We start from the raw sequence: 26,090 nt of genomic DNA on the forward strand, positions 1-26,090 counted from the left end.
ATCCTCGCTGACGCCGGCATCACCACGGTCAAGATCCCACCCCGGACTCCGCGCGCGAACGCCTACGCCGAACGGTTCGTCCGCACCGTCCGAACCGAGGTCACCGACCGGATGCTGATCTTCGGCGAGCGGCACCTGCGTACCATCCTGGCCGAGTACGCGACCCACTACAACGGACGGCGACCCCACCGCGGTTGTGGCCTACAACCACCACGGCCCGACCACCCCGTCGCCGACCTGACCAAGGAACGGATCAAGCGCCAGCCTGTCCTCGGCGGCTTGATCAACGAATACGAACGAGCCGCCTAAAACCCCAGGTCACGACCGGTGGCCGAGTTCTGGCACCCCACAGGTTGGGGATGGGCAGCGGTCAGTCCTGGTCGGCGGTGTCGGCGGAGACGGCCCAGAAGCGCAGGAACAGCGCGAGCACTCCGAAAAGGATCAGGTATACGATCAGCCAGCCGAGGTCGCGGTCCTTGTCCACGGCTGAGCTCAGGATGCTGAGGCTGGTGAACGCCATGACGCCTAGCACGGTGAAAAAGCCGATCCGGATGGTCTTCGCGGACCGGGTCTGGAAGCCGTAGAGCAGCAGGAGCCTGCCCCGCTGCACGGGGGGAGGCTCCTCTGCGGCGTCCACCCGCGCGGATGCCTCGTTCAGCCAGCCCCGCGCCACCGTGGTCGCATCCTGCAGGGACTCCGGTGTGGACGGCAGGAGTTGCTGCGCGGTCCACCATTCGGCGGCGAAGGCCACCTGGCGGGTAGCGTCTTCGAAGGCCACACGGCGGCGATCCGCTCGTGATCGACGCAGCCGCCAGTCCTGCAGAAGCAGGCTCAGCACGCCAGCGAGGGCGGTAGCGAGCGGAACCAGGATCGCGACGGAGACAGCTACCACGTTTTCGCTCATTCGACATCCCGCTGTTGGTCAAACTGCCAGGTCAGGATCGCATTCAGACCCTAGAGCACCGTAGCGGGACAAGCTGCCGCAACAATGGCGGTATCGCCTGGTCTCCCCAGGCGGCGATCTCGCCGTGGGGCCTGTGGGGCTCCAGAACCCCGATTTGGGCGGTGACCTGCATATTTGCCTGCCGGACTGGGCCTGTGTCGGGCAGGCTGGACGGTCATGGTGTGGTCCCTGCTCCACGCCCTGACACGCAACACTCTCGGACTGATGCTGCTCCGAGTCCGCGGGGACACCGCGAAGGACGTCGAGCCCCTCGTCCTGCGACACCAGGTGGCGGTGTTACGACGGCAGGTTCACCGGCCGACGCTGGAACCAAAGGATCGAGTGATCCTCGCAGCCCTGTCCCGGCGGCTGCCCCGGGCTCGAGTCGCCCAGTTTGCATCTGCCATCAGGGGGTAATTGTCCACTTGCGGAGTGCTACAGAGAGGGTGGGCGCGACGGCGGTGGCCTGGGACGGCGAGCTTTTTGATCGCCTTGAGATCGGATTGACTCTCACTAGCGTGGCGAGTCGGCGGGTCAGGCGGGTCAACGCTGCTGCCTGCCGGATCCTGGGACGAGCCAGAGCCGACCTGGTGGGCGCGGCCTGGGAGTCGCTCCGCCCGCCCACTGAGGTTGACGGCTGGGCGGATGTGTGCAGGCAGCTGAGTGGCGAGCAGCTGGCCGAGCGGCAGAAGGTTCAATTCGTCCGCCCTGACGGAAACCTCGCGCATGTGGTGATCAGTACCAACATTGTCGACGCCCGGGTCCACGACGACTCGGGCGGATCGTACTGTTTCGGTCAAATTCTGGACATAACTGACGGTGAGACCGCACGTTACCAACTGCAGCTGATTCTTGAGAATAGCCCGGTCTCGATGACCCTTACAGATATGTCGGGCCGGGTGGTGGCGTACGCCGGAGGTCCCATTCCTGCTTTTGTCGAAGATATGAAAGCTGCCGCAAAATCCTCGGTCTTCGAGGTGTTCAGCTACGTACCGCTTGGTCTGGATCTGGTGCGGCGAGCGATGGACGGCGAACCGGGCTCGGGTATGACTTATGCCCACGGGCGTTATCAGGACCTGCACATGAGGCCGATCCGCAACTCCGCCGGCGAGGTTGCCTACGTCGCTTCGATCTCTACCGACGTGACCGAACGCGAGCATGCGCGTTCCGAACAGAGCGCCGTCAGCGAGCTGGCCCGTCAGGCCATACGGACCGTGGAACCAGCCCGATTCTGGAACCACGCGGCCTCGGTGCTGGCCCGCCGGCTGGATGCGGCGGTCACCGTGCACACGATGGAAACCGACCGCGAGCCCGAACTGGCCGCCGCCGTCGGGACGTTGCCCCCGGCCGCGGTCACCGCCAGGGCTGTCGAAGAGACACTGCCTGCTGCCGCACCCGGCCGGGAAACCCTCCGGGACGAAGCGACCTGCGGGCACGCCGGCCGTGTCGGACAGTGGAGGACACTTTCTGTACCCCTCGGCCAGCCCGGCGCGCCGACCGCCGTGCTCACCCTGTACCGGGCGGACCCGGCAGCAGACCCGGCCACCACGGGCGGCCGACGCGACGGACAAGCCAGCCCGGAGCCCTCGACTGCGCCGTTCGCCCCCGGAGAGGTGGAGTTCGTCGACACGGTCGCCAGCGTGCTCGGCTCCGCGGCTGTCCGTTTCGCGATGGAACGTGAAGCTCGGTACCGCGCACTGCACGACGACCTGACCGACCTCCCCAACCGCTCCGCGCTGCTCGACCACCTCAATCACAGCCTCGAACGAAGCCGCGACAACAGATCCGGTGTCGGAGTCGTCTTCGTAGACCTGGACGGATTCAAGGCCGTCAACGACACATTCGGCCACAATGCCGGCGACGACGTGCTGCGCCAGGTCGCCACACGACTGCGGAGCTCGGTGCGGCCCGACGACGTCGTGGCCCGGCTCGCAGGAGACGAGTTCGCCGTCCTCTGCGAACACGTCGGCGGCCTTTCCGAAGTCGAAGTGGTGGCGCACCGTGTCCTCACTGCGCTCGCCGAACCGATCACACTCTCGGGAGACGAGGTCACCGTGACTGCCAGCGTCGGCGTCGCGGTGTCCGGGACCGAGCTCCTCGATCCCGATCGTCTCCTCAACGCCTCCGACATTGCGATGTACGCAGCCAAACGAGCCGGACCCGGCCGCTACGCCGTCCACCAGCCGACCACGCGGACAGACACGGCGACGTTCTCAGCCCGACAAGCCCCCCGCGACGGCCGCGGCACTCCACCCGCCACCGTGTAGCCGTCAGCGCACGGTGAAATCCGCGAGCACCGCGTCGAACTCGTCGGGAGCCTCGAGCATAGGGTAATGTCCGCAGTCGGCGATCTCGACGAGCCGAGCGTCGGCCAGCCGCTTGTTCAACCACCATGCGCCCTGCGCCGAGTGCACCGGGTCCGCGGCACCAACCACCTGGAGAACCGGGACGACGACCTTCGGTAGGTCCGCGACAAGGTCGGTGCGCAGCATAGAGCGGTAGCACGCAACGGCCGCCCATGACGGCATCTGCAGAGAGTATCGGACCAGCCACTCCAACACATCCCCGTCCGGAGAGCCGTTGAATGCGGACGCGATGGTAGCTCGCCGAGCGGCCAACCGGTTGCTCTTTTCTGCGGCGACGAGGGCTCGTTCGGCTGCTTCCGGCTCTCAGCCGAAGGGAAACTCGGCATTGCGGCTGGCCCGCACGGCGTTGGAGCCCACCAGGACGAGCCGTGCTACCCGGCCGGGATCGGCGGCCACAGCCTTACGATAGGGCCAAGCGGGCCAGTGGGCCTTTGGTGGGCTCAGTGGGCGGCGCTGAACTGAGCCTCCTCGGTGGAGCCGCGCAGCGCCACGGTGTCGCTGGTCGGGTTGATCGCGGTGCTGACCAGGTCGAAGTAGCCGGTGCCGACCTCGCGCTGGTGCCGGGTCGCGGTGTAGCCGTCGGCCTCGGCGGCGAACTCGCGCTCCTGCAGGTCGACGTAGGCGGTCATGCCCTCCCGCGCGTACCCGTGGGCGAGCGTGAACATCGAATGGTTCAGCGCGTGGAACCCGGCGAGAGTGATGAACTGGAACTTGTAGCCCATGTAGCCCAGTTCACGCTGGAACTTCGCAATCGTCGAGTCGTCGAGATGCTGGCGCCAGTTGAACGACGGCGAGCAGTTGTAAGCCAGCATCTGATCGGGGTACTTGGCCTTGATCGCCTCGGCGAACCTGCGGGCGATCTCCAGGTCGGGGGTGGAGGTCTCCATCCAGAGCAGGTCGGCATGGGGCGCGTACGCCAAGCCACGGGCGATGCACGGCTCGATGCCCTCCCGCACCCGGAAGAAGCCCTCCGCGGTGCGCTCACCCGTGACGAACGGCTGGTCGCGCTCGTCCACATCACTGGTGATCAGGGCGGCGGCCTGCGCGTCGGTGCGGGCGACGACGATCGACGGGATGTCGGCCACGTCCGCGGCGAGGCGGGCTGCGTTGAGAGTGCGGATGTGCTGACCGGTCGGGATCAGCACCTTGCCACCCAGGTGCCCGCACTTCTTCTCGGACGCGAGCTGGTCCTCCCAGTGCACGCCGGCCGCACCCGCGACAATCATGGCGGTCATCAGCTCGAAGGCGTTGAGCACGCCCCCGAAGCCCGCCTCGGCGTCGGCGACGATCGGAACCAGCCACTCGGCGACCTCGGTCTTCCCCTCGGCCCAGGAGATCTGGTCGGCACGGCGCAGCGCGTTGTTGATCCTCCGCACCACCGCGGGGACCGAGTTCGCCGGGTAGAGGCTCTGGTCCGGGTAGGTCTGGCCGGACAGGTTCGCATCGGCGGCGACCTGCCACCCTGACAGGTAGATGGCCCGTAGCCCCGCCTTCACCTGCTGCACGGCTTGGTTGCCGGTCAGGGCGCCGAGGGCGTGCACGTAGTCCTCACTGTGCAGCAGCTCCCACAGCCGCTGCGCGCCGCGCCGGGCCAGCGTGTGCTCCTCGACCACGGTGCCCTGGAGCCGGATTACCTCCGCGGCTCCGTAGGTGCGCTCGATGCCCGCCCACCGGGAATCGGCGGCCCACCGCCGGGCCAGCTCCTCCGCCTTCGTGCTCTCCGCAGTGGCCGTGTCGGTGGTACCGGTGCTCGTCGTCGTCCGCGCCATGTCAGTCCGCTCCCGTGTCGTCGTCGCCCAAAGGCGAGGATCAGCGTCCATTTGACACTGGCACGGGGATTGACAACCCGTCGAGCGGCCCAACCAGCCAAGTCCTGCAAATCTTCCGGCCCCGGACTGCGAAGTCTGCGAATGGCTCGTTCACAGCACGGCGGCTACTCTCGATGCAAGGAGGGCACCCATGCAGAAAACGTTCGTCGGCACCCGGCTGCGGGAACTGCGCGAGGAGCGCGCCATGAGTCAGGTCGAGTTCGCCCGCCTGCTCGACATCTCGCCCAGCTACCTCAACCAGATCGAACATAATTCCCGACCACTCACGGTCTCTGTGCTGTTACGGATCACCGAGGTGTTCGGGGTTGACGCCGGCTTCTTCGCCGCGCACGACGTCACCAGGCTGATCGCAGAGGTGCAGGAGGTGCTGTCCGACCACACCATCGGCCTGAAGGTGCCAGCGACAGACGCCGTCGCGCTCGCCGAGCGGCTACCGCAGACGGCGCAGGCGCTGATCACCCTGCACTGGCGGTACCGCCAGGCCAACGAGCGCCTCGCCGCGCTGACCGGCAGCCGCGGCCCCGAGCCGTCCGGCACCGCGCCGGTGCCCATGCCGGACGAGGAGGTCCGCGACTTCTTCTATCAGCGGCAGAACTACGTGGCCGAACTCGACGAGGCGGCCGAGCGGCTGGCCACCGAGATCGGGCTGACCCGCGGGCGGCTCCACGACGTGCTCACCGATCGACTCGACCTGCACGGCATCCGGGTCCTCACCCGCGAGCCGCAGCGGGATCCACCGGACGACGATGGCGCCGATGCCGATGCCGACATCAACGAGCTGTACCGATACGACCCGTCGATCCGTCTCCTCACGCTGTCGGGCCATCTCAATCCGGGGCAGCGCGCCTTCCGGATGGCCATCCAGCTCGCCTTCGCCGAGTTCGGCGGCCTGATCACAAAGGTGACCGACGGCGGCATGCTCAGCGGGCCGACGGCGCGTACCCTGACCCGCCTCGGGTTGGCGAACTACTTCGCCGCGGCGCTGATCCTGCCCTACGGAGTCTTCCATGCCACCGCCGAACGCTTCCGCTACGACGTCGAACGGCTTGCCGAGTACTTCGGCATGGGCTTCGAGACGATCTGCCACCGGTTGAGCACGCTGCAGCGCCCGCGGGCCCGCGGCGTTCCGTTCTCCTTCATTCGCGTCGATCGCGCCGGCAACATGTCGAAGCGGCAGTCCGCCACCGGATTCCACTTCTCCCGAGCCGGCGGCACCTGCCCGCTGTGGAATGTCTACGAAGCACTTGCCGCACCCGGCAAAATCCACACCCAGATAGCCACGATGCCCGACGGGCGCAGCTACTTTTGGATCGCGAGAACGGTCAGTCAGCACTATGGGCGTTTCGGCGTGCCAGGCAAGACTTTCGCGATCGGGCTCGGCTGCGAACTCCGCCACGCCAGCCGGCTGATCTATTCGACCGGGCTCGACCTGGCCGACCCGGCCGCTGCCGTGCCGATCGGGATCGGGTGCAAGGTCTGCGAACGGGTCGGTTGTGCGCAGCGAGCCTTCCCCCAGATCGGCCGGGCACTCGCCCTGGACGAGAATCGTGGCACCTTCGCGCCCTACCCTACGGAGGACGGTTCCTGACCTCGCCCACCACCGAGCGCGGCGGCGTGCGCGGCCTCGATCCCGGCCGCCGACTGGTCGCGCAGCGCAGCCATGGCCGGACGCGGAACGCCAGGGCGAGATCCGCCGTGATCACGGTGACGTCCATGCCCAGCGACTGGCCGAGCGCCTGCCGTAGGGGCGGGATGGTATAAGCCGCGCCCGCGGTGGGGTGAGAGTGCCTGGCCCGTACTGCGCGCCGCGGGCGCTGATGACGACGACGGCCAACCGGCGAGCGGCTGGTCCCCCAGTGTCGAAGGGCGCGGTCACCCTGAGGACGTGGATCTGGTCGATCCACGCCCTTAGGGTCGAGGGCAGGGACCAATTGTACATCGGCGCCCCCACCAGCAGAACGTCCGCGGCCAACAGCTCGGCGATCAGCTCGTCCTGCACCGCTACGGCCGCCGGATCGGGCTCCACCTCAAACGTCTCCACATCGGCGCAAAGACCGCGCGCAGGCTCGTGGTGCAGCTATTCTCAGGTGATGGTGGGCCGGCGATCCGCGCACAGCTTCAGGATGCCTCCGGTGTGGATATAACCGCCACAGGCGACCGCCTCGCCATCGCCGATGGCGGAAACCACCGGGTGCGCGTCGTGACACCCGACCGGCGGATCTCGACCATCGTGGGGAGCGGGGACCCGAAGTTCTCCGGCGACGGCGCGCCCGCGGCGATGTCCGGCCTGTCCGCCCCCACGGCGATCGCCTTCGACCCTGCCGGCAATCTCTACGTCACCGACTTCGTCGGCAGCCGCATCCGGCGGGTGGCGACCGACGGCACGATCGGCACCGTGGCGGGAACCGGAAAGGCCGGATTCTCCGGTGACGGCGGCCCGGCTACCCAGGCGACCCTCTCCGCACCGTGCGGAATCGCGTCCGACGCCGCCGGCAACCTCTACATCGCCGACTACGGCAACCACCGGATCCGCCGGATCAGTACCATTGGGACGATCACCACCGTGGCTGCCTGACGCCGCAGCGGGGACGACGTCGTCCGACTCCCGCCACGTGATCGACCACTCGAACTGCAGCGCGGCCTGCTACCGGTGGGTGGCATCCTCCACGGCTGTCTCAAGACCGCACTCCCTACGACAAGACGACCACTTGGCCGTCCGCCGAACAGATCGCGGCTTGACATGTCAGGGAGGTCTTTCAACGTTTGAAGACCTTGGAAGGCCTCCACCGACCCGGAGTTATACGGCGCGTCCGCCGCCCCTCGGCTCAGCCTCGCTGGTCGAAGCGGCGGCCCAGGTACTCCGAGGTGATCCGGATGCGCTGGATCGCCGGGGTGCCGCCGGCCAACGCCCAACCGTGGGCATCGCGGTGCAGCCGCTCGACCTCGTACTCCGACGCGTACCCGTAGCCGCCGTGCAGTTGGATCGCGAGGTCGGAGACCTTCTTGGCCATCTCGTTCGCGAAACACTTCGCCACGGACGCCTCAAGCGGCGTCGGGAAACCGGTCCCTGCATTGGCCGCGGCGCGATAGATCAGCAGCCGGGCCGCTTCGACCTGCACTACCATGTCCGCGAGCCCGGACTGGACCGTCTGGAACTCCACGATCTCCTTGCCGAACTGGCTGCGTTCCTGCACATAACGCGCGGTGCGGTCGAGCGCGGTCTGGCCCACCGCGAGCGACATCGTCGAGTTACCGAGCCGCTCGATCGAGAACGCGGTGAACAGCTTCCGGAAACCACCTGCGGGCACGATGACGTCCTCGACCGGCACCCGGACGTCATCGAGTACGATGTCGGCGGACCCGATGCCACGGAAGCCCATCAACTCCTCCTGTGGGCCGAAGCTCAGCCCAGGGGCGTCCTTGTCCACGAGCACGGCACCTATCCCACCGGCGCCCTTCTTCTCCCCGAACCGCACATAGACCAGGTACTTCTCGGAGAACCCCGCTCCGGAGCACCACCGCTTGGTGCCGTTAAGCACCACCTCGTCACCCACGATCCGGGCCGTGGTCGCCGCATCCGTCGCTGCGGAGCCCGCGTTCGCCTCAGAGATCGACACCGCGATCGTCGTCTCCCCCGACGCCACGGCAGGCAGATACCTCTTCTTCTGCGCGTCGCTACCGAACAACTCCAACACCCGAGCCGGCCCGGTCGACGCCTCGAAGATCGGCCAGGCCGCGATCGGACTGGCTTTCGCGATCTCCTCCAGCACGATCAACGCGTCGACCAACGGACGCCCCCCACCCCCGTACTCCTCAGGCAAGGTCAAAGCCAGCAGGCCCAACTCTCCGAGGAACCGCCGATCCTCATGCGGCAAGTGGGTCCTGTCCCGGTCCCACTGCTGCTGGCGCGGGGCGAACCGCTCGGCCGCCACCTTCGCCGCCAGATCACGCAGGTCGCGCTGCTCATCGGTCAGGCCGAACGCAGTCTCATCCATCCACACCACTCCTTTAGATTCATTCGGGAATCGCCCTGACCCGACGCTGGTCACTCAACCGCAGGCATTCGCCGCAGCGTGCTCATCATCGGAACTCCTCAGCTTCGGAGCTGACTGGGTCGTGGCGCATGCCGGCTTCGCAGCTCACGAGCCTGGCGATCAGGTCCGGCTCGACGCGCACTCGCTGGTCATTCGAAGCAGGCATCGAAGCAGGCGGACAGTGGGAGGCGGATCCTTCTGCAGGACGTCCGCTATGTGCAGACGACCCGCCGCGGCCGCGGCAAAGAGATTGTTCACCACGATCTGGAGGTCGTCGGCCTCGATCTCGTAAATTGCGACGAAAGGACCGTGGTCATCGACCGGACTCAGCCCCCGGGCCGCAGCGAAACCTTCCAGCGCCACCACTTCGGGTAGGTGGACCTCGTCGTACCAGGCGTGATATTCTGCCTCGCACTCTGACGAAATGGGTCTTGTCTCGTAACAGATCCCATTTGCCACTTCGATTGCATCCTTCCGCAATTGTTACTGAAGTCGGCATGCCGGGCATGTCCGTGGCGGACGGCACGTCTGAACCGGAATCGGTGGGCATGGACGCGTTGCAGCCGGGCCGCCCGCCTCACCCATGGGCAGATCACCGAGGCGTTGATCGCCGACCGGCTGACGTCCCTGTCCCCGCTGGTCCGGATCCGCAGCCCGACCCCCGAAGCGTCGATCCCGCGCCGGCCAGGGCCAGGGTGGTCACCAGCTTCCTCTTCGCCGCCATGATTCCCTTGAATGATGGGTACCGCGACTCGTTGATCTTCTCGTTCACCGACACCACCGCCGGCAGCTCTGTGGTCAGGATCGTGACCCCCTCATCGGTCTCCCGACGCACCGTCACTGTCGACCCGGACGGCTGGCCTATGCGATCAATCTCGTTGGTGCGTGCGGAATTGTCCTGCTTCCCCGTCGTGGTGGTACTGGTGGCCGCCCAGCGCCTCGTGCGGAGGGAAAGCGAGATGTTGCGCGCGCACGGCGTCAAGAGCAGGACTGCAGGACCGGCGCGAGCTCTCGCCACTGGTCGAGCGGGACCATCGTCGTGTGCGGCGGAAGGACCTGCACGCTGACGTGATCAGCGCCCGCGTCGAGGTGGGCCTGGACCCGGGACCTCACCGCGTCCACGTCACCCCAGGCGATGACGGCGTCGATCACGCGGTCGGTGCCGCCGTCTTCGAAGTCGGTGTCGACGAACCCATGTTTCTTCAGGTCGTTGCGATAGCTCGGAAAGCCGAGATAGAGCTGGGCGTACTTGCGGGCGATCGCACGGGCCCGATCAGGATCGGTCTCGAGGACGACCGCCTGTTCGGGGCACAGCAGCCGCTCCGGTCCCAGCGCGGCCCGGGCAGCAGCCGTGTGCTCCGGGACCACGAAATAGGGATGAGCTCCCGCACTTCGCCGACCTGCCAACTCGAGCATCTTCGGCCCGACAGCCGCAAGGACACGGGGAGGTGTGTTGGTGGGAGCAGGGGACTGGTAGCGGACCTCGTCCATCGCGTCCAGGTACGAGGCCATCCGTTTCAGAGGACTGCTGTAGACATGTCCCCGCATGCCTTCGACGATGACCGCCTGACTGACGCCCATACCCAGCAGGAAACGGCCGTCGAACGCCTCCGCGAGGGTGAGCTGGCCTGCCACCATTGCCGCCGCGTCACGAGCCCAGATGTTGGCGACTCCCGTTGCCACGACCATTCGGCGGGTGGCGCTCAGCAGGAGCGAGGCATTCACGAAGACCTCACGACGCAGGCCTTCGGAGATCCACAGCGAGGGGTAGCCCAGATCCTCCAGTTCCTGGACCACGTCACGGGCCATCGAAGTCGGCACCATGTCGAGCGCCTGGCTCCACAGACCTACCCGACCCAATGCGCGGACCGGATCGTCGCCGACGTCGTTCTGCCCCGGTGTGCTGGGTGCGGGCACTACCATCTCCTTCTGCGCCACAAGGTCCTGCCTGACCATGGCTCTTTTGTGAGCGGCAATCGTCCCTGGCGGGTCAGCCCATCAGATGCTTCGCCCCGTCGAGGATGTCTGCGACCGTCGGCAGGAAGCCGAGTCCCGACGGGGCGTACGGAGCCGGCGTGTAGGCTGCCCCCAACCGCTTGACCGGTGTGAGAAGCTCCTCGAACAGCTCCTCGTTGATCCTGGCTGCGATCTCTGCGCCGGGTCCGCAGAACGTCGTGGCGTCGTGCAGCACGATCGCCCTGCGAGTCCGGCCCACCGATTGGAGAACAGTGTCCCAGTCGAGCGGCACGAGGGTGCGCAGGTCGATGACCTCGAGCGAGATGCCGGCCGCCGCTGCCTGCTCCGCGGCCTCGAGTGCCGTGTGGACGGCTGCCCCATAGGTGATCACCGAGACATCGCTGCCGGCGCGCTTGACCGCCGCTTCACCGAGAGGGATGCGGAACTCCCCGACCGGGACGTCGTCCTTCTGGCTGAAGACCATGGCGAAGTTCTCGACGAACAGGCACGGATCGTCGTCTGCGATGCACGACGCCAGGAGGCCCTTGGCCTCAGTCGCGGTCGACGGCATGACGACCTTGATGCCCGGGGTGTGCATGAACCACGCCTCGAGCGACTGGGCGTGCTGTGCCCCGAAGCGCTGCATGCCGATACACGTCCGGATGGTCAGCGGAACGGGAGAGGCGCCGCCGGACATGTAGCGGAGCTTGGCCGCGTGGTTGACAATCTGGTCCAGGCACACGGCGGTGAAGTCCATGTACATGACCTCGGCGATCGGCCGGTAGCCACCGAGTGCCGCCCCGATCGCGGCCCCGACGATGGCCTGTTCCGCGATCGGGGTCGCCCGGACCCGGTCGGTTCCATACTTCGTGGAGAGGCCCTTCGTGACCTTCAGGACGCCACCGGCGGGGTCGGCCACGTCCTCCCCGATGATGATCACCTTGTCGTCGAGCTCCATGGCGTGGTCCAGCGCGGAGTTGAGCGCGACGGCCATGGTCATCCGGGTGACCTGTTGGTCGGCTATGGTCGTCACAGTCCCCGCACCACCCTCTCGTCAGCAAAGACATCGGTGAACCGCTCGGACGGCGGCGGGAAAGGCGCTTCGAGGGCCTTGCTGAACGCGGCGTCGACGTCGGCAGCGATCTGGCTGTCGATCGCCTCGAGCTCGGCGTTCTGAGCAGCGTTCTCCTCGATCAGCCTCCGCCGGAAGGTCGGGACGGGATCTCGCTCCATCGCGCGGGCCAGGGCCTCCTTCGGGACGTAGGAGTAGTCGGAGACGCCCGAATGGCCGGTGAGGCGGTAGGTGACCACCTCGAGGAAAGTGGGGCCGTCACCCTGGCGAGCCCGCTCCACGGCGGCGCGCACCTCGACGGCGGTGGCGACGGGATCGAAGCCGTCGGCCCGCACCGAGGCCATGGAATAGGCGGCCGCGCGGCCTGCCAGATCAGTGGACGCCGCGTATTCGGCGATCGGGGTGTGCTCGCCCCACTGGTTGTTCTGGCACACGAATATCACCGGGAGCTTCCACAGGCTCGCCATGTTCATGGATTCGTGGAACGCGCCGATGGATGTCGCACCGTCCCCGAAGGTGGTGACGACGACGCGGTCGCTACGGTCGAGCTGCGCCGCGACGCCCAGTCCGACCGCGATGGGGATGCCGGACCCGACGATGCCGGTGCTCGTGACGAAGCCGACGGACTGGTCCTGCAGGTGCATCGCCCCGCCCTTGCCCTTGGACGCTCCGGTCAGTCGCCCGTAGATCTCGGCGACGAGGGCGTCCAGCGACGAGCCCTTGGCGAGGGCGTCGCCGAGGTTCCGGTAGGTGGAGACCAGCTGGTCGACCGGCCGCAGGTTCAGGCCGATCGCCGCGCACGAACCTTCGAGACCCCGCACGGGGTACGTGGCCGCGTTCAGGCGGCCCGCCCGGACCTCCTGGTTGATGCGCTGATCCACCGCTGCGATGAGCCGCATCGACCGGTACAGCCGAAGCATGTCGGCTGGTGAAAGTGAACTCTGCGCAAAGCCGGTCTCGGATAACGTGTTGGTCACCATCTGCTCCCATGGATGCTGGAGCGCTACGCCCTGACGACGGGCTCGTGCAACTCCAGGGTTGTCGCGTCGCAGTCGATCGCTCAGCAGCCGGCTGCGCCTAGTTGCCTGCCCGGACACCGCTCACGCGCCCGAGCGGACGCGACCATGACCCGACGCTCTTCTTGTCGTATCTTCTGCATACACTTTAGCATGCGATGCTCGGATAGAGATAGAGGAAGACGTGCCCCGTGGATGATCCATGGGCGCCTTGGTTACCGGCGGACGCCTTCTCCGGACATCTGGTGCTATCCGGCGCTGCCCGGCGCTATCCGGTGCCGGTCACGTTTAGTGAGGTGCTCACGACCATGGCCAGCAACGATGTGACGTCACTGCTCACCCGCGCGCGAGCCGCCGACATCCGTGCGCTCGGCCGACTGATCACTCTGGTGGAGAACGAGCCGTCGATCGTCCAGGACATCGACGAGCTGATCCTCCCGTTGGTTGGACGGGCCCATGTCGTCGGGGTCACCGGGTCGCCCGGAGCCGGCAAGTCAACGACGGTCGGTGCCCTGACTGCGGTGCTGCGGGAGCGGGGCCGGACCGTGGCCGTGCTGGCGATCGACCCGAGCTCCACCACCATGAGCGGCGCCCTTCTCGGTGACCGGGTGCGGATGCACCAGCACGACCTGGACCCGGGTGTCTTCATCCGGTCGATGGCGAGCCGTGGGAGCCTCGGCGGCTTGTCCGCCGGGGCCCCCACCGCCGTCCGTATCCTCGACGCGGCCGGCTTCGACGTCGTCATCCTCGAGACCGTCGGGGTGGGGCAGTCCGAGGTCGACGTCGCCGCCGTCGCCGACACCACAGTGGTGGTACTGGTCCCGGGCATGGGCGACCAGATCCAGGCGGACAAGGCGGGCATCATCGAAAGCGGCGACGTCTTCGTGGTCAACAAGGCGGATCGCGGCGGAGCCGAGACCATGCGCTCGCAGATCAGGCTCGGGGTGTCCGGCAGTGGGCACTTCGCCGCGTCATGGACCCCTCCCATCGAGCTGACGACTGCGACGACGGGAGCAGGCGTCGACGCGGTGGTCGACGCGCTGGACCGCCACTGGTCCCACCTCGTCTCCTCGGGTGAGCTGGATGGGCGGCGTGCGGCACGCAGCCGGCGCGAGATCGAGACGCTGACCCTCCAGCTGCTCCGTACCCGGCTCACGGGGGGCGACGGCCGGGCCCATCTCGACTCCCTCGTCGCCGCTGTCGCGGGCGGCCGGCGGGACCCACTCTCGGCGGCCCGCGAGCTGGCAGAGCTGCTGGGGTGGGAAGCCCCGTAGTCTCCGCGCCGGGATACCCCCGGAGGCGGGCGACCGCGTTTACGCGAGTGGCACGGTCAGCGGCCCGAGTACTTCGGACTGCGCTTCTCGGTGAAGGCGGCGATGCCTTCCAGCAGGTCCTGCGAGCACATGGTCTCCGCCTCGTAGGCGAAGGAGAGCTCGAGGACCTCCTCTGCACGCAGGCGCATCACGTGGTTGAGGGACCGCTTGGTCCCCTGCACCGCGAGCGGCGGCAGCGCGGCTATGCGATCGGCCAGGGCCCGGGCCGTCGGCAGGACCTCCTCGGGGGTCTCCACCAGGTCCGACACCACGCCCAGGGCCGCCGCGTCCTCGGCGAGCAGGGGGTCACCGGTAAGCAGGTGCCGCTTCGCCTTCACCATGCCCATGGCTGCCGGCCACATGACGGCGCCGCCGTCCCCCGCGACGAGGCCGATCGCGACGTGCGAGTCGACGATCCGCACCCCCCGCGCCGCAACGACCGCGTCACAGGCCAGGACGAGCGTCGACCCCAGGCCGACCGCGTGACCGTGGACGGCCGCGACGACCGGTACCGGCGTGCTGAACAGCGTGTCGATCAAGTGCCGACCGGCGTCGGTCCCGCGGTGGATAGCCGCCAAGTCGCCGTGCTTCGTCTTGATCATATCCATGTCGCCGCCGGCGGAGAAGACCCGGCCCTCCGCACCCAGGACGACGCACCGCGTGGCGCCGTCCACGGAGACCTTACGGAGGGCGGCGATCAGCGCGTCCCGGAGCGCGTCGTCAACGCGGTTCAGCAGGTCGGGACGGGCGAGCATGATGTCGGTCCGCCCGTTGTCGTGCGTGACGATGCTGATCGAGGCCATGATCATCAGGCTCCTCGCTAAAGTAGGTATGCATGCCATACTGCATGCCAATGTGGTTTACAGACAAGGGCGTACACGGAAAGCACATGGGCGACCTGCGACCGCGCCTACGGGTTCGACCGACAACGACGACGGGATGGTCATGGCGACTCTAGGAATCATCGGAAGCGGCAACATCGGCTCGGCGGTGGCGCGGCTGGCGATCGGCTGCGGGGAGACGGTGGTCGTGGCCAACTCACGCGGACCGGAGACTCTGGGCGAGCTCGTCGCAGACCTGGGCCCGTCCGCCTCGGCCGGCACGGCTGACCAGGCCGCCGCAGCCGCGCTGGTCGTCCTCTCCGTGCCGTTGCTCGCGATCCAGTCCTTGCCGAGTGGGCTACTGAAGGACAAGATCGTCCTGGACACGACCAACTACTACCCGTCGCGCGACGGTCGGGTCGCCGAACTCGACTCCGAGGAGCGGACGACGAGCCAGCTGGTGCTCGACTGGCTGGGCGAGGCCCGTCTCGTCAAGGCGTTCAACAACATCCTGGCGCACCACATCCCCCAGTTGGCGCGCCCTGCAGGAGCGGCAGACCGGACGGCTCTGCCGGTCGCATCCGACGACGACCACGCGAAGGCCGTTGCGGTCGAGCTCATCGAACGGCTCGGGTTCGACGCCATCGACGCGGGTTCGCTGTCCGAGAGCTGGCAATTCGAGCCCGAGGCGAAGGCGTACACCCGAACGTACCTCGCCGATCCGGAGACTCCCGTCGAGCGCATTCTCGAGGCGCCGGGGACCCCCGTCTCGGCGGACCGGCTCCGCTCCGCCCTGGCATCGGCCACGCGGGTGCGGGTGGCCGACCGGGTCTTCTGAACCGTTCTCGCCCAGTCGGCTCGCCCGGGGTCGTCCGTGACAACTCGGGCGGGCCGCTCCGGCGCCCAGCACTGGCCCGGTCCCGGCGAGAGCACCCACACCCCTCACAGGGAGGGCTACCGAAGCCGTCTTGCTCGATGCCCGCCCTGTCTATATCGCACCGGGCAGCCTCGGAGCCAGTCTAGACGTACAAGGCAAGAGTGCATACATTCCTGCCCACTCAGTGGGCGACGGCGCCCGCTATCAGCGAGACGAGGTGCCGGAGTGAACGGCTCCGAACTGACCCGCACTGTGTCGGCCCCCCGACGGGCCGTGTCGTCGCGACGATTAACAACCGATCGCCGTCCGATCGGGCACGTTCGATGGTGAGTGCCGCGGCGCCAGGGACGTACGCGCCGTCCGCCGGGACGGTTCTCGAGGCAAGGGACCTGACTGCTGGCTACGGGGCGCTCGCCGCGGTACGGGGCGTCGACATCCGTGTCCGGGCCGGTGAGATCGTGGCGCTCCTAGGCCCCAACGGAGCGGGCAAGACGACGACTCTGGCGGCACTGGCCGGCGCGCTGCCGGTGCTCGGTGGTGAGGTACACCTATTGGGCAAGCTGGCGACGGGACCGCTCCACGCCCGCGTCCGCGGCGGTCTCGGGTACCTGCCTTCCGCTCGCACGATCATCAATCGACTCACGGTCGCGGAGAACCTCACGCTCGGCCGTGGCCGGCTCGACGACGCGGTCGACCGTTTCCCGGCGTTGGAAGCACTTCTGCGCCGGCCCGCCGGGCTGCTATCCGGGGGCGAGCAGCAGATGCTCATGCTGGCCCGGTGCCTTGCGGCCCGGCCGCGCGTGGTGCTCGTCGACGAGCTGTCCCAGGGCCTGGCGCCGGTCGTCGTCCAGGACCTGCTGGCCTCGCTACGGCGAGAGGCGGTGGCGACCGGCGTCGCAGTCCTGCTCGTCGAGCAGCAGGTCCGGCGCGCCCTCTCCGTCGCCGACCGGTGGTACCTCCTGCGCCAGGGAGCCGTCGTCGACAGCGGCGACGCGGACGAAGCCTCCGCGCGGCGCCTGGTCATCACCTATCTCTGAACCCGCCCCCCGCCCCCCGCCCCCCGCGACAAGGATGACGCCCCATGAAGATCGGACTCCGAACCAAGGCCGGCACCGCCTTGGTCCTTGCTAGCTTACTCGCCGCATGTGCCACCGGCAGCCCGACGGAACAGGCGAGCTCGCCCAGACCGTCCGGGCCCACCCCCACCGGCAAGCCCGTGAAGATCATGATTGTCGGGGCGAAAAACCATCCAGTCGTCACCCAGGAACACATGTTCGCCGCGGCGCAGGCGCGCGTGGACTACGTCAACGACAGCGGCGGTCTCGGTGGGCGCCCGCTCCAGCTCATCGTGTGCGACGCCAACCTCGACCCCAACCTGGAAGCCGGTTGCCTCGATCAGGCAGTCCGCGAGAACGTCACCGCGATCGTGGGGTCGATGCTCCTGTTCACCCGGGACTACAGCAAGCTGGAGGCTGCAGGCATCCCCCTGGTCGCGACGCAGAGTCTGAGCCCGGGTGAGATCACCTACCCGCATGCCTACCTGCTCGGCAACAACATGGGCTGGTTCAAGGGCCTCGGCCGGCTGGTTGCGAACGAGGGGAACGACACGGTCGCGGTCACCTACACCGACACGACCACCGGCGCCTTCGCCAACAGCCTGATCCGCGGTGTCCTCGACCCCGCGGGGGTCAACGTGGTCACGTCGTTGGCGCATGCACCTTCGAGCAGTGACCGATCAGCGGAGGCTGCGAGCCTCGTTCAGGCCCGTCCCAGCGCCGTGGTGTTAGCGGGCACCGCCGAGGCCGTCGTCCCGCTGATCCAGGCGGTGCGGCAGACGGGATACACCGGCCGGATCTACAGCTACTCGGCCGCCCTGCCGCCGAGCGGTGTCGAGGCCCTGCGGGATGCGGGCGAGGGTGTCCGGGTCGTCGGCCGCGGCCGCTTCCTCTCCGACACCGGTCCTGAGATGCGCCAGTACAAGGACGACGTCCTCAACTACGCGCCCCCCGGCACCGTCATGGACGAGCGCGGAACCATCGGATGGTCGTCGGTGGAGCTGTTCGCGAAGGTGATGGCGAAATCCGGCGGCTCGTTCACCGGCAAGGACGTCATCTCGACGTTCGACCGCCTCACAACCCCGGTCGAAGCCGGGACGTTCGGCCCGTTCGTCGGCACCGGGACGAGCTGCGACACCGAGTATCCGTCAATCCACAACACCCTGTACATAGTCGGCACGATCAAAGGGGGCCAGATCGTCGCGGACACCGGAAGGTTCGAGAGCTACTGCTGACGTACGGCGAGTCCGGTCCACTCTGCTGAAGGAGCACAAGCGACGATGGAGATCCTTCGTTTTGCCCTGCTGGGGCTCGGGATCGGAGCGCTGTACACCGTCTGCACGCAGGGGCTCGTCCTGATCTATCGCGCATCCGGCGTGGTGAACTTCGCGCAGGGCGCCTTCGTGATGACGGGTGCGTACGTCTACTACGAGCTCGGTACGGTGCGCGAAGTGGCGATGCCGATCGTACTTCTCGTAGTCATCGCGGTCGGTGGCGTTCTCGGTCTGCTGATGCATCGCCTGCTGATGGCCCCGCTGCGTCATGCGTCTCCCCTCGTGCGAGCGGTAGCGACGCTGGGCGTGCTCGCCCTTCTGCAGAGCGTCGCCGTACTCCGCTACACGCACAGCCTCGTCTCCGCGGACGCGATCCTGCCCAATGGTCCGGTCGATCTGGGCGGAGTCGTCGTGACGGAGGATCGCATGATCCTCTTCGGGTTCGGACTCGTTATCACCGCGGTGCTGTGGGTCGTATACCGCTTCAGCCGCTTCGGTCGTATCACGACGGCGGTCGCCGAGAACGAGCTGGCCGCTTCGGCGACGGGGCACTCCCCCGACGTCGTGGCCACGGTGAACTGGGCAGTGGGATCGGCCCTCGCCACCCTCACCGGCGCCCTGGTCGCGCAGATCACCGTCCTCGAACCGAGCCAGCTCGCGGCGCTGATCCTGCCGGCCCTGGCCGCGGCCCTCCTCGGGGGGTTCTCCTCGTTCCCGATGGCACTGGTAGCCGCGCTTGGGATCGGCGTGGTGCAGTCCATGCTGACGTTCCTGGTCGCCCAGAACGGATGGTGGACCGGGTGGCCGCAGGCGCTCCCGTTCATCGTGGTGATCATCTACCTCGTGCTACGCGGTCGAGGGGTCCCGCTGCGGAGCCACGTGTTCGACCGCCTGCCGGCCGTGGGCACGGGGCATATCGCGCTGGTGCCGTTGGTCATGACGTCCGTCGTGGTGACGGGCGTGATCCTGGTGCTATCCGACGAATGGGTCACGGCAATGTCGGTGACGCTGGCCAACGCCGTGGTCGGGCTCTCCGTCCTGCTGGTCACCGGATACGCCGGCCAGCTGTCGCTGGCGCAGTACATCATCGGTGCGATAGGCGCCTTCATCAGTGTGAAGCTGATGAACGCCTTCGGGCTTCCGTTCGAGCTGTCGTTCCTGGGTGGCATCGCAGGCGCGATGATCATCGGCGTGGTACTGGGCGCACCCGCGCTCCGTACCCGCGGTGTCAACCTGGCGGTGACCACATTGGGCATCGCCATCGCCCTGTACGCCCTGTTCCTGGCCAACACCCAGCTCGCCGGCAGCACCGACGGCGTACCCGTGACGTCGCCCACCCTGTTCGGGCTCGATCTCGACCCGGGCGAGCATCCGCGCCGTTACGCGATCGCGGTACTGGTGGTGCTCCTGGTGACCGTCGTCGCCCTCGCCAACCTCCGACGGGGCCGGGCGGGACGGCGTCTGCTGGCCGTGCGGTCGAACGAGAGGGCGGCACTCGCTCTGGGGATTGATGTGTACGTCGCGAAGCTGTACGCCTTCATGGTCGCCGCGGGGATCGCCGCGGTCGGGGTCGGCCTGGTCGCGTTCCTCAATGAGCGAGTGGTGTTCGCCCGGTTCGATGTCTTCACGTCGATCAGTGCGACCACAGCGACGGTCGTGGGCGGCATCGGCATGCTCCTAGGACCGATCGTCGGGGCGACCCTGCTGTCGAACAGCATCGGCTCGCAGTTCATCACCCAGTGGGGAGCGGCCGACGTGTACCTGCCGTTAGTCGGAGCCGTAGCCGTTCTCGTCGTCCTGGTCACGGGTGCCGACGGGCTCGTCGAGCACAACCGGCAGATGCTGGCGAAGCTGCGGTACCGGCGACACCCCACCCCCTCGGCCGACGACGCGAGGCCGGAGCCGGACACCGCCGAGGAGCCGCAGCGCGCCGTAGTCGTCGCGGAACCGGTCCCCCCCAGAGCCCTCGAGGTCAAAGATCTGACTGTGCGGTTCGGCGGTGTGGTCGCCGTCGACGGCATCGATCTCACGGTCCAGCCAGGAACGGTGCACGGACTCATCGGACCGAACGGTGCCGGCAAGACCACCGTCATCGACGCGGTCACCGGTTTCGTTGCCGCGGAGGGCGTCGTGGTGCTCGGCGGTGAAGACATCAGGCGGGTGAGTTCCGGCCGCCGGGCGCGCAGGGGTCTCGCCCGGTCCTTCCAGAGCGGCGAGCTCTTCGAGGACCTGACGGTGCGGGAGAACCTCGCCGTCGGATGCGATGATGGGGCCCTGCGCCGCTACCTGACCGATCTGGTGCGCCCGGGGCGGGTGGCGCTCAGTCCGGCGGCGGTCCTCGCTGCGCGCGAGTTCGAGCTCGAAACGCTCTACGACAAGCGCCCAGACTCGCTGTCCTTCGGGCACCGAAGGCTGGTCTCGATCGCACGCGCGGTCGCCTCGGCGCCCTCGGTCCTGCTCCTCGACGAACCCGCAGCAGGACTGGACGAACAGGGGGCCAGGGAGCTCGCACACCTGATCAGAAGGCTAGCCGAGGGATGGGGTATCGGCGTCCTGCTCGTCGAGCACAACCTGGACATGGTCCTGTCCGTCTGCGACGAGATCACGGTGATGGCCGAGGGCCGGTGCCTCGTTACCGCCGCGCCACCCGCAGTCGTCCGCACCCATCCCGACGTGCTGTCGGCGTACGTCGGCGAATCTCGAGGCTCCGACACCGAACCACATCCGGGTGAGGAGGAGCAGACCCTGATGAGCTAAGTCGCCGCTCCGGGCGGGGCCCGTGGGCCCCGCCCGAGGGAGCATCGTCGAGTTCACAGTCCGTAGGCCGCCCGCCAGCTCGAAGCGAGTTGTACACTCTCCGACGAACCACAGTGGCGACACTGATGCATGCCAATCCTGCGATCGGGAGTTCGACTGTGGCAACGAGCATGCGGTCCGACGTCGATCCTCTTATCGACTCACTCTACGAGCTCATCCGCACGGGAGAGCTGTCACCCGGTCAGCGGGTCGACCAACGCGAAGTATCCGAGCGTCTCAACGTCAGCCGCACTCCGCTGCGGGAAGCGTTGCGAGCGATGGCGTCCGACGGGGTCCTCGTCCGCACCCCCAACGCCGGCTACGATGTCGCCAAGCTGAGCGCGGCAGACCTGTTGCAGTACTACTCGATACGCTCGTTTCTGGAGACGGAGGTGCTCCGCTCCTTGACGTGGCCGGACGCCGAGCAGTTGGCGGCGTTGAAGGAAGCGAACGAAGCCTGCCGTGCCGCTGCCGAGGATGTGACCATCGATCGACTCGTTTCCAGCAACCGCACCTTTCACCTGATGATCTTTTCCTGGTCGCCCCTCACGATCATGTACAAGGAGATACTCCGGGTGTGGCGGGTCTCGGAACCGTATCGCGTTCTCCACCTTTCCAATCCCGAGCGGCGTCGTCGCGTGGCCGTCGATCATGACAAGATGATCGCCGCCATCGAGGCCGAGGACGCCGAGAAGCTCGTCCGGCTGATGGATGAGCACCGGGGAAGATCCCGAACGCTGCTCCAGGACATGCTCGGTTCGGCTCTGACCAGCGCGCTCATCTCCCTGCCCCAGGACAGCCGGCGGGTTCGTCGTACGTCCTGACAAACGTCCGTGTGAATCGGCCGTCTGAGGATCGTCGCGCCAGGGCGGCGCAGTCGCAGGCCCCTACGCGAACAGCGACAGCCCCACCGCCTACTGCATCGTGACCGCGGAGTGGCTGGCTTCGCTACCGCGATCATGGCGGCCACCACTCCTCGGGTTCAGGACGTCGCGACATCCGTCGACGCCGACGAACGTGTGTGTAGCACCTCGGCAGCCCCGCGCTGTTCCGCATGAGCAGTACGCGTACCAGGACGTCGCCCTGCGCCGGACCTGAGCGGCCAGAGCGCCGACCGGTGAGCGCGGCTCTCGCGGGCAAGAGCAGGCGCATGCCCGAATGCATGCATATCCGCACGGTGATGTGTAACGTGTCGAGGGTGAAGACCTGCCTCGGCAGCCCGCCGTCTGCCTCAATCTGATGCCACGAAGATGCGGCCGTGGCCGGTTCCGCCATGGACGTGCTGGCCGGCATGGGCAGCGCGCGCCCTGATCGCGGTCGCCGCTGACCAACTCGATCGCGAAGGAGCGTCGTGAGCAGAGCACCTATCCGCTGCGTCCTGGGCATGGTGGGCTCGGACAAACACAACAACGGTATCCGGCTGATCGCCCGGATCTTCCGAGACCACGGGCTCGAGGTCGTGTACGTCGGAGAGCACAATACGTCCCAGCGCATCGCGTCCGTCGCCGTGAGCGAGGACGCGGACTTCGTGGGTGTCAGCTTCAGCAACGGCAACTACGTGCCGCGGGTCAAGGAGCTACTGAGGGCCCTCGCCGAGGCAGGCGGCGCAGACATCAGGCTGGTCGTGGGCGGGCTGATCCACCCAGAGGACCTCCCGGAGCTCGAGGCGGCGGGCGTCACCGCCGTGTTCGGACCGGAGTCGACCAGGCAGGAGATCCTGGCCACCATCGACGAGAAGTTCGGGCGGGTCGACACCCCGTCCGCCGATGCGCCTGCGAGCGACGCGCCAACGGCCGAGGCGGGAAGGACGCGATGAGCACCATAGAGGGGCGAGAGACGGTCCAGGACTCAATCGAGGACGTCTCGGTCAAGCTTTCGCGGACCGCCACCTGGTCCGGGATCGAGACCGAGCCGTACTACGGGCCCGCGGAGCGCACCGCGGAGTACAACGAGAAGCTCGGCGACCCCGGCGAGTACCCGTTCACCCGTGGGTCCTTCCCTCAAATGTACCGCAGCCGGATGTGGACGCTCCGCAACATCGTCGGCTACGGGAGCCCCGAGAACACCGCTGCCGGGATCGACGCGTCGATCGCGGCCGGGTCCGCCGCAGTCGACGTCGTGTTCGACGTGGTCTCGACCCAGGGCCTGGACCCCGACCATCCGGTCCTGCGCCCCGACGTCGGCCTCGACGGCGCGTCGGTCTCCTCACTGAACGACCTCGACCGCCTGCTGAGGAACATCGACGTCACGAAGACCGACGTGGCGTGGCACATCACGTACATGATCTATCCGCTGGTTATCGCGCACGCACGCAGGCACGGACTCGACCTGGCCGAACTACACGGCTCGCACATGCCCGACTACCTGCGGCTGAACCTCGACGGCGGCGGGCACAAGTTCTTCTCCCCGGCCTTCGGCCAGCGGCTCGGCGCGGACACGCTCGAGTTCGCCGCCCGGAACACGCCGCGGTGGGCATGTGGGCTGCCGCAGGCCTACAACCTGCGCGAGCGGGGATGCACGCCGGCGATGGAGATCGCGCTCGGCCTGGCGATCGTCCGGACCACCTTCCGCGACCTTGCGGAGCGCGGGGTCGGGGTGGAGGAGGTCGCGTCCCGGATGGCGTGGGTGTCGAACTCCGACATTGACCTGTTCGAAGAGGTCGCCAAGTACCGCGCGCTGCGCCGGATGTGGGCCCGGATGATCCGGAACGACTTCGGCGTCCAAGACCAACGCAGCGCCCGCTTGCGGATCGCCTGCCACACGTCCGGGCGCTCGCTGGTACACCAGCAACCGCTAAACAACCTGACCCGTGCCGCAGTCGAGACCCTCGCCGCCATTCTCGGCGGGGTGCAATCGGTCGAGACGTGCACCTTCGACGAGCCGATCGGGATCCCGACGCACGAGTCGCGCGAGCTGGCGACCCGAACGCAGCTAATCTTGGCCCACGAGGTGGGCGCAGCTCGCACCGCGGACCCGCTCGGCGGGAGCTACTACGTCGAGGCACTCACCGACGACGTCGAGGCCCGAGCCCAGAAGTTGCTGGCCGAGATCGAGGACCACGGGCTGATCAAGGGCATCGAGGACGGCTGGCTGGAGTCCGTGCTGGACGACGAGAACTTCCGGCGTCAGCAAGAGATCGAGAACGGTCAGCGGATCGTGATCGGTGTCAACGCCTTTCAGCCCACCGAGGCCCAACGGCCGGAGCGCTTCAAGGTCGACCAGGCCGCCGTCCACGCGCACATTCGGCGCTTCGTCGAGGAGAAGCAGGCGCGCGACCCACAGAGCGTGCGAGTCGCCCTCCAAGCGGTGTTCGACTCAGCCCGGAGCGATCGCAACACCCAGGACGCGATGGCGGACGCGTTCCTGGCGAACTGCACCTTCGCTGAGGTCTCGGGCGCCCAGCGGCTGGCATGCGGGATGAAGTATGATCCGTTCGACACCGTTCCAGCCCCGTTCGACTTCGACTAGAGCGCCGGTCAAGTAGTCACGCTTCTTGCTGATCCTATTTGTGACGGGCGCTGACTTGAAGGTTGTGGATGACGGCGGTGCGGCGCAGATCGAACAGGTTCTTGCGCCGTCCGTGATAGCGGGCCGCGGCGGCCTTGCCAGTGGCGGGTGAGGTTGGGCCCCGTTCTTCGGACAGTGATCCCTATAAGGGCCGAGTAGCCCGGGGGAATTGCGCCCCCGGGCCCCCACAGAACGAAGCGTGACGGTCTCCCGCCACTTCGCTCTTCTCACCTAATCCGTCAGAAACTGATGATCCATGCCCAATGGGCGAACAGGCGGGGCTGCCTACACAGCAGACCCTTCCACCAACGTTTGGCCTTCTTGAACGACCGCAGCCGTCTGAACTTCCGCCTGGCCCACCGCACCAGGTAGGTGTTGACACGTTGCAGCAGACCATACAGCGCGGACCGGCTGAACCTCCCGTAGTAGTTCATCCAGCCACGAATGACCGGATTTATCCACTCTGCGAGCGTCCTCGAAGACCCATTCCTCCGGCAGCACCGCCCCAATCTGTCGGGCACGTTCACGCAGCGCCGCCGTCTGCGAGACGATCGTCTCGTTCTTCTTCTGTCGGTCCGACGACACCCGGGCATAAACCGCCACGTTCACCATGCACGTCTCCTGTTTGCTGGTCCGTCTGGATTTTCAGCCGCCGCGGCGGGACCAGAACCCCGTAAGCGATCGACAGATCCCTGACCGCGTAGCGGTCGAACCCATGCTCGAGGGCGATCGCCCGCTCATTCATCCGTCGGACTTCCCGCACCGGCCGACACGAGACAGTCCGACAAAGCGCCAGCCACGAGCGACGAAATCGTCGTGCCGCGGCCGCGGGCCTCTTCGCGTATCCGCTCGGCCAGCACAGCAGAAAGCTTGACCGTGAACACCACGGTCGACTCAGGCACGACCACCCGGCCACCCGCCGCCGAATCGGCGTAACGCCGGGTCTGCCGCAACGAAACCCCAAACCGCGCAGACAGCAGAAGGGCAGCGTCCCCAATCGGAACGCCGCCCCCAGCAGCTCCACCGCCACGTTCACCCGCTCGGCGTACTCGCCCGCACCCACCCGACGACGATCACTCACATGCAGATCAGTAGTACCGCCTGTGTCGCGAGGTCGCGTCGACACGCCGAGGCCGCTCGGCCCGCTCCCCGTCTCCCAACTCCACAAGATCATTTTATCGTACATCCTTGAAATGTAAAGAAAACAGACTCATGAGCCACTAGAAGGCTT

The 26,090-nt window shown here is 67.4% G+C and carries 24 protein-coding genes and 1 pseudogene; 13 read left to right on the forward strand and 12 right to left on the reverse strand.

The genetic code is table 11. The features are described from left to right. Positions 1–309: integrase core domain-containing protein (locus AC559T_RS33190; RefSeq protein WP_498871198.1), on the forward strand; the 309-nt coding region annotated here is incomplete at its 5' end. A gap of 61 nt (positions 310–370) precedes the next feature. On the opposite strand, the gene AC559T_RS33195 is transcribed toward AC559T_RS33190, so the two are convergent. Next, positions 371–904 carry a hypothetical protein gene (locus tag AC559T_RS33195; RefSeq protein WP_498871199.1) on the reverse strand — a complete coding sequence of 178 codons (534 nt, stop codon included), beginning with the start codon at positions 902–904 and terminating at the stop codon, positions 371–373. 174 nt (positions 905–1,078) lie between these two features. On the opposite strand from AC559T_RS33195, the pseudogene AC559T_RS33200 reads away from it, so the two are divergent. Next, positions 1,079–1,339: pseudogene (locus AC559T_RS33200) on the forward strand (helix-turn-helix domain-containing protein); the annotation flags it as partial. 50 nt (positions 1,340–1,389) lie between these two features. Continuing rightward, positions 1,390–3,210: a diguanylate cyclase domain-containing protein gene (locus AC559T_RS33205; RefSeq protein WP_498871200.1), complete on the forward strand. Its 1,821-nt coding sequence runs from the start codon at positions 1,390–1,392 to the stop codon at positions 3,208–3,210. Between the two features lie 3 nt (positions 3,211–3,213). On the opposite strand, the gene AC559T_RS33210 is transcribed toward AC559T_RS33205, so the two are convergent. Continuing rightward, complete coding sequence (locus tag AC559T_RS33210; RefSeq protein WP_498871201.1) at positions 3,214–3,561, reverse strand: alpha/beta fold hydrolase; 348 nt, start codon at positions 3,559–3,561, stop codon at positions 3,214–3,216. 188 nt (positions 3,562–3,749) lie between these two features. Beyond that, positions 3,750–5,078, reverse strand: coding sequence for an isocitrate lyase (gene aceA / locus AC559T_RS33215; RefSeq protein ID WP_498871202.1), 1,329 nt, complete (start codon positions 5,076–5,078; stop codon positions 3,750–3,752). Between the two features lie 190 nt (positions 5,079–5,268). Between aceA and AC559T_RS33220 the strand changes: the two genes are divergently transcribed. Next, positions 5,269–6,726 (forward strand): short-chain fatty acyl-CoA regulator family protein, encoded by a 1,458-nt coding sequence (locus AC559T_RS33220; protein WP_498871203.1) that lies wholly within the window; start codon positions 5,269–5,271, stop codon positions 6,724–6,726. A 111-nt stretch (positions 6,727–6,837) separates the two neighbouring features. On the opposite strand, the gene AC559T_RS33225 is transcribed toward AC559T_RS33220, so the two are convergent. Then, positions 6,838–7,179, reverse strand: a complete 342-nt coding sequence (locus AC559T_RS33225) for an NAD(P)H-dependent oxidoreductase (protein ID WP_498871204.1) — start codon at positions 7,177–7,179, stop codon at positions 6,838–6,840. 93 nt (positions 7,180–7,272) lie between these two features. Between AC559T_RS33225 and AC559T_RS33230 the strand changes: the two genes are divergently transcribed. After that, positions 7,273–7,713, forward strand: coding sequence for an NHL domain-containing protein (locus AC559T_RS33230; RefSeq protein WP_498871205.1), 441 nt, complete (start codon positions 7,273–7,275; stop codon positions 7,711–7,713). A gap of 250 nt (positions 7,714–7,963) precedes the next feature. On the opposite strand, the gene AC559T_RS33235 is transcribed toward AC559T_RS33230, so the two are convergent. From AC559T_RS33235 to AC559T_RS33255, 5 genes are all read right to left on the reverse strand, one after another. Then, a complete protein-coding gene (locus tag AC559T_RS33235) occupies positions 7,964–9,187 on the reverse strand; it encodes an acyl-CoA dehydrogenase family protein (protein ID WP_498871206.1) in 1,224 nt (407 codons plus the stop codon). Positions 9,188–9,292: 105 nt separating this feature from the next. Next, on the reverse strand, positions 9,293–9,631 hold the full coding sequence (locus AC559T_RS33240; RefSeq protein WP_498871207.1) for a hypothetical protein: 339 nt from the start codon (positions 9,629–9,631) through the stop codon (positions 9,293–9,295). A gap of 519 nt (positions 9,632–10,150) precedes the next feature. Further along, positions 10,151–11,095 carry an LLM class F420-dependent oxidoreductase gene (locus tag AC559T_RS33245; RefSeq protein ID WP_498871221.1) on the reverse strand — a complete coding sequence of 315 codons (945 nt, stop codon included), beginning with the start codon at positions 11,093–11,095 and terminating at the stop codon, positions 10,151–10,153. A gap of 67 nt (positions 11,096–11,162) precedes the next feature. Further along, positions 11,163–12,161 (reverse strand): alpha-ketoacid dehydrogenase subunit beta, encoded by a 999-nt coding sequence (locus AC559T_RS33250; protein WP_498871208.1) that lies wholly within the window; start codon positions 12,159–12,161, stop codon positions 11,163–11,165. Beyond that, positions 12,158–13,099, reverse strand: a complete 942-nt coding sequence (locus AC559T_RS33255) for a thiamine pyrophosphate-dependent dehydrogenase E1 component subunit alpha (RefSeq protein ID WP_498871209.1) — start codon at positions 13,097–13,099, stop codon at positions 12,158–12,160. Before AC559T_RS33255 ends, AC559T_RS33250 begins: the two co-directional genes overlap by 4 nt. A 425-nt stretch (positions 13,100–13,524) precedes the next feature. Between AC559T_RS33255 and meaB the strand changes: the two genes are divergently transcribed. Then, on the forward strand, positions 13,525–14,490 hold the full coding sequence (gene meaB, locus AC559T_RS33260; RefSeq protein ID WP_498871210.1) for a methylmalonyl Co-A mutase-associated GTPase MeaB: 966 nt from the start codon (positions 13,525–13,527) through the stop codon (positions 14,488–14,490). A 56-nt stretch (positions 14,491–14,546) separates the two neighbouring features. On the opposite strand, the gene AC559T_RS33265 is transcribed toward meaB, so the two are convergent. Next, a complete protein-coding gene (locus tag AC559T_RS33265; protein WP_498871211.1) occupies positions 14,547–15,332 on the reverse strand; it encodes an enoyl-CoA hydratase/isomerase family protein in 786 nt (261 codons plus the stop codon). A gap of 142 nt (positions 15,333–15,474) precedes the next feature. Here AC559T_RS33265 and AC559T_RS33270 point away from each other — a divergent pair, with 142 nt between their 5' ends. The 7 genes from AC559T_RS33270 to AC559T_RS33300 all read left to right on the forward strand — a co-directional run bounded on the left by AC559T_RS33270 (position 15,475) and on the right by AC559T_RS33300 (position 24,820). Next, entirely contained in the window at positions 15,475–16,188 is a 714-nt protein-coding gene (locus AC559T_RS33270; RefSeq protein WP_498871212.1) for an NADPH-dependent F420 reductase, read from the forward strand. A 362-nt stretch (positions 16,189–16,550) separates the two neighbouring features. Beyond that, positions 16,551–17,264, forward strand: coding sequence for an ABC transporter ATP-binding protein (locus AC559T_RS33275; RefSeq protein ID WP_498871213.1), 714 nt, complete (start codon positions 16,551–16,553; stop codon positions 17,262–17,264). A gap of 44 nt (positions 17,265–17,308) precedes the next feature. Continuing rightward, complete coding sequence (locus AC559T_RS33280; protein ID WP_498871214.1) at positions 17,309–18,517, forward strand: ABC transporter substrate-binding protein; 1,209 nt, start codon at positions 17,309–17,311, stop codon at positions 18,515–18,517. A 45-nt stretch (positions 18,518–18,562) separates the two neighbouring features. After that, positions 18,563–21,313, forward strand: a complete 2,751-nt coding sequence (locus AC559T_RS33285) for an ABC transporter permease subunit (protein WP_498871215.1) — start codon at positions 18,563–18,565, stop codon at positions 21,311–21,313. Positions 21,314–21,471: 158 nt separating this feature from the next. Further along, on the forward strand, positions 21,472–22,176 hold the full coding sequence (locus tag AC559T_RS33290; protein ID WP_498871216.1) for a GntR family transcriptional regulator: 705 nt from the start codon (positions 21,472–21,474) through the stop codon (positions 22,174–22,176). A 527-nt stretch (positions 22,177–22,703) separates the two neighbouring features. Then, positions 22,704–23,168 carry a cobalamin B12-binding domain-containing protein gene (locus tag AC559T_RS33295; protein WP_498871217.1) on the forward strand — a complete coding sequence of 155 codons (465 nt, stop codon included), beginning with the start codon at positions 22,704–22,706 and terminating at the stop codon, positions 23,166–23,168. Next, the gene (locus AC559T_RS33300; RefSeq protein ID WP_498871218.1) at positions 23,165–24,820 is read left to right on the forward strand and encodes a methylmalonyl-CoA mutase family protein; all 1,656 of its coding nucleotides are present in this window, start codon (positions 23,165–23,167) and stop codon (positions 24,818–24,820) included. Before AC559T_RS33295 ends, AC559T_RS33300 begins: the two co-directional genes overlap by 4 nt. Positions 24,821–25,098: 278 nt before the next feature. Here AC559T_RS33300 and AC559T_RS33305 read toward each other — a convergent pair whose 3' ends face one another. Beyond that, the gene (locus AC559T_RS33305; protein WP_498871219.1) at positions 25,099–25,452 is read right to left on the reverse strand and encodes a group II intron maturase-specific domain-containing protein; all 354 of its coding nucleotides are present in this window, start codon (positions 25,450–25,452) and stop codon (positions 25,099–25,101) included. Positions 25,453–25,596: 144 nt separating this feature from the next. Then, a complete protein-coding gene (locus AC559T_RS33310; RefSeq protein ID WP_498871220.1) occupies positions 25,597–25,767 on the reverse strand; it encodes a hypothetical protein in 171 nt (56 codons plus the stop codon). Between the last annotated feature and the right edge of the window lie 323 nt (positions 25,768–26,090).

Source organism: Frankia sp. Hr75.2 (genome assembly GCF_949319125.1).
In the GTDB taxonomy this organism is placed as follows: Bacteria; Actinomycetota; Actinomycetes; order Frankiales; family Frankiaceae; genus Parafrankia; species Parafrankia soli.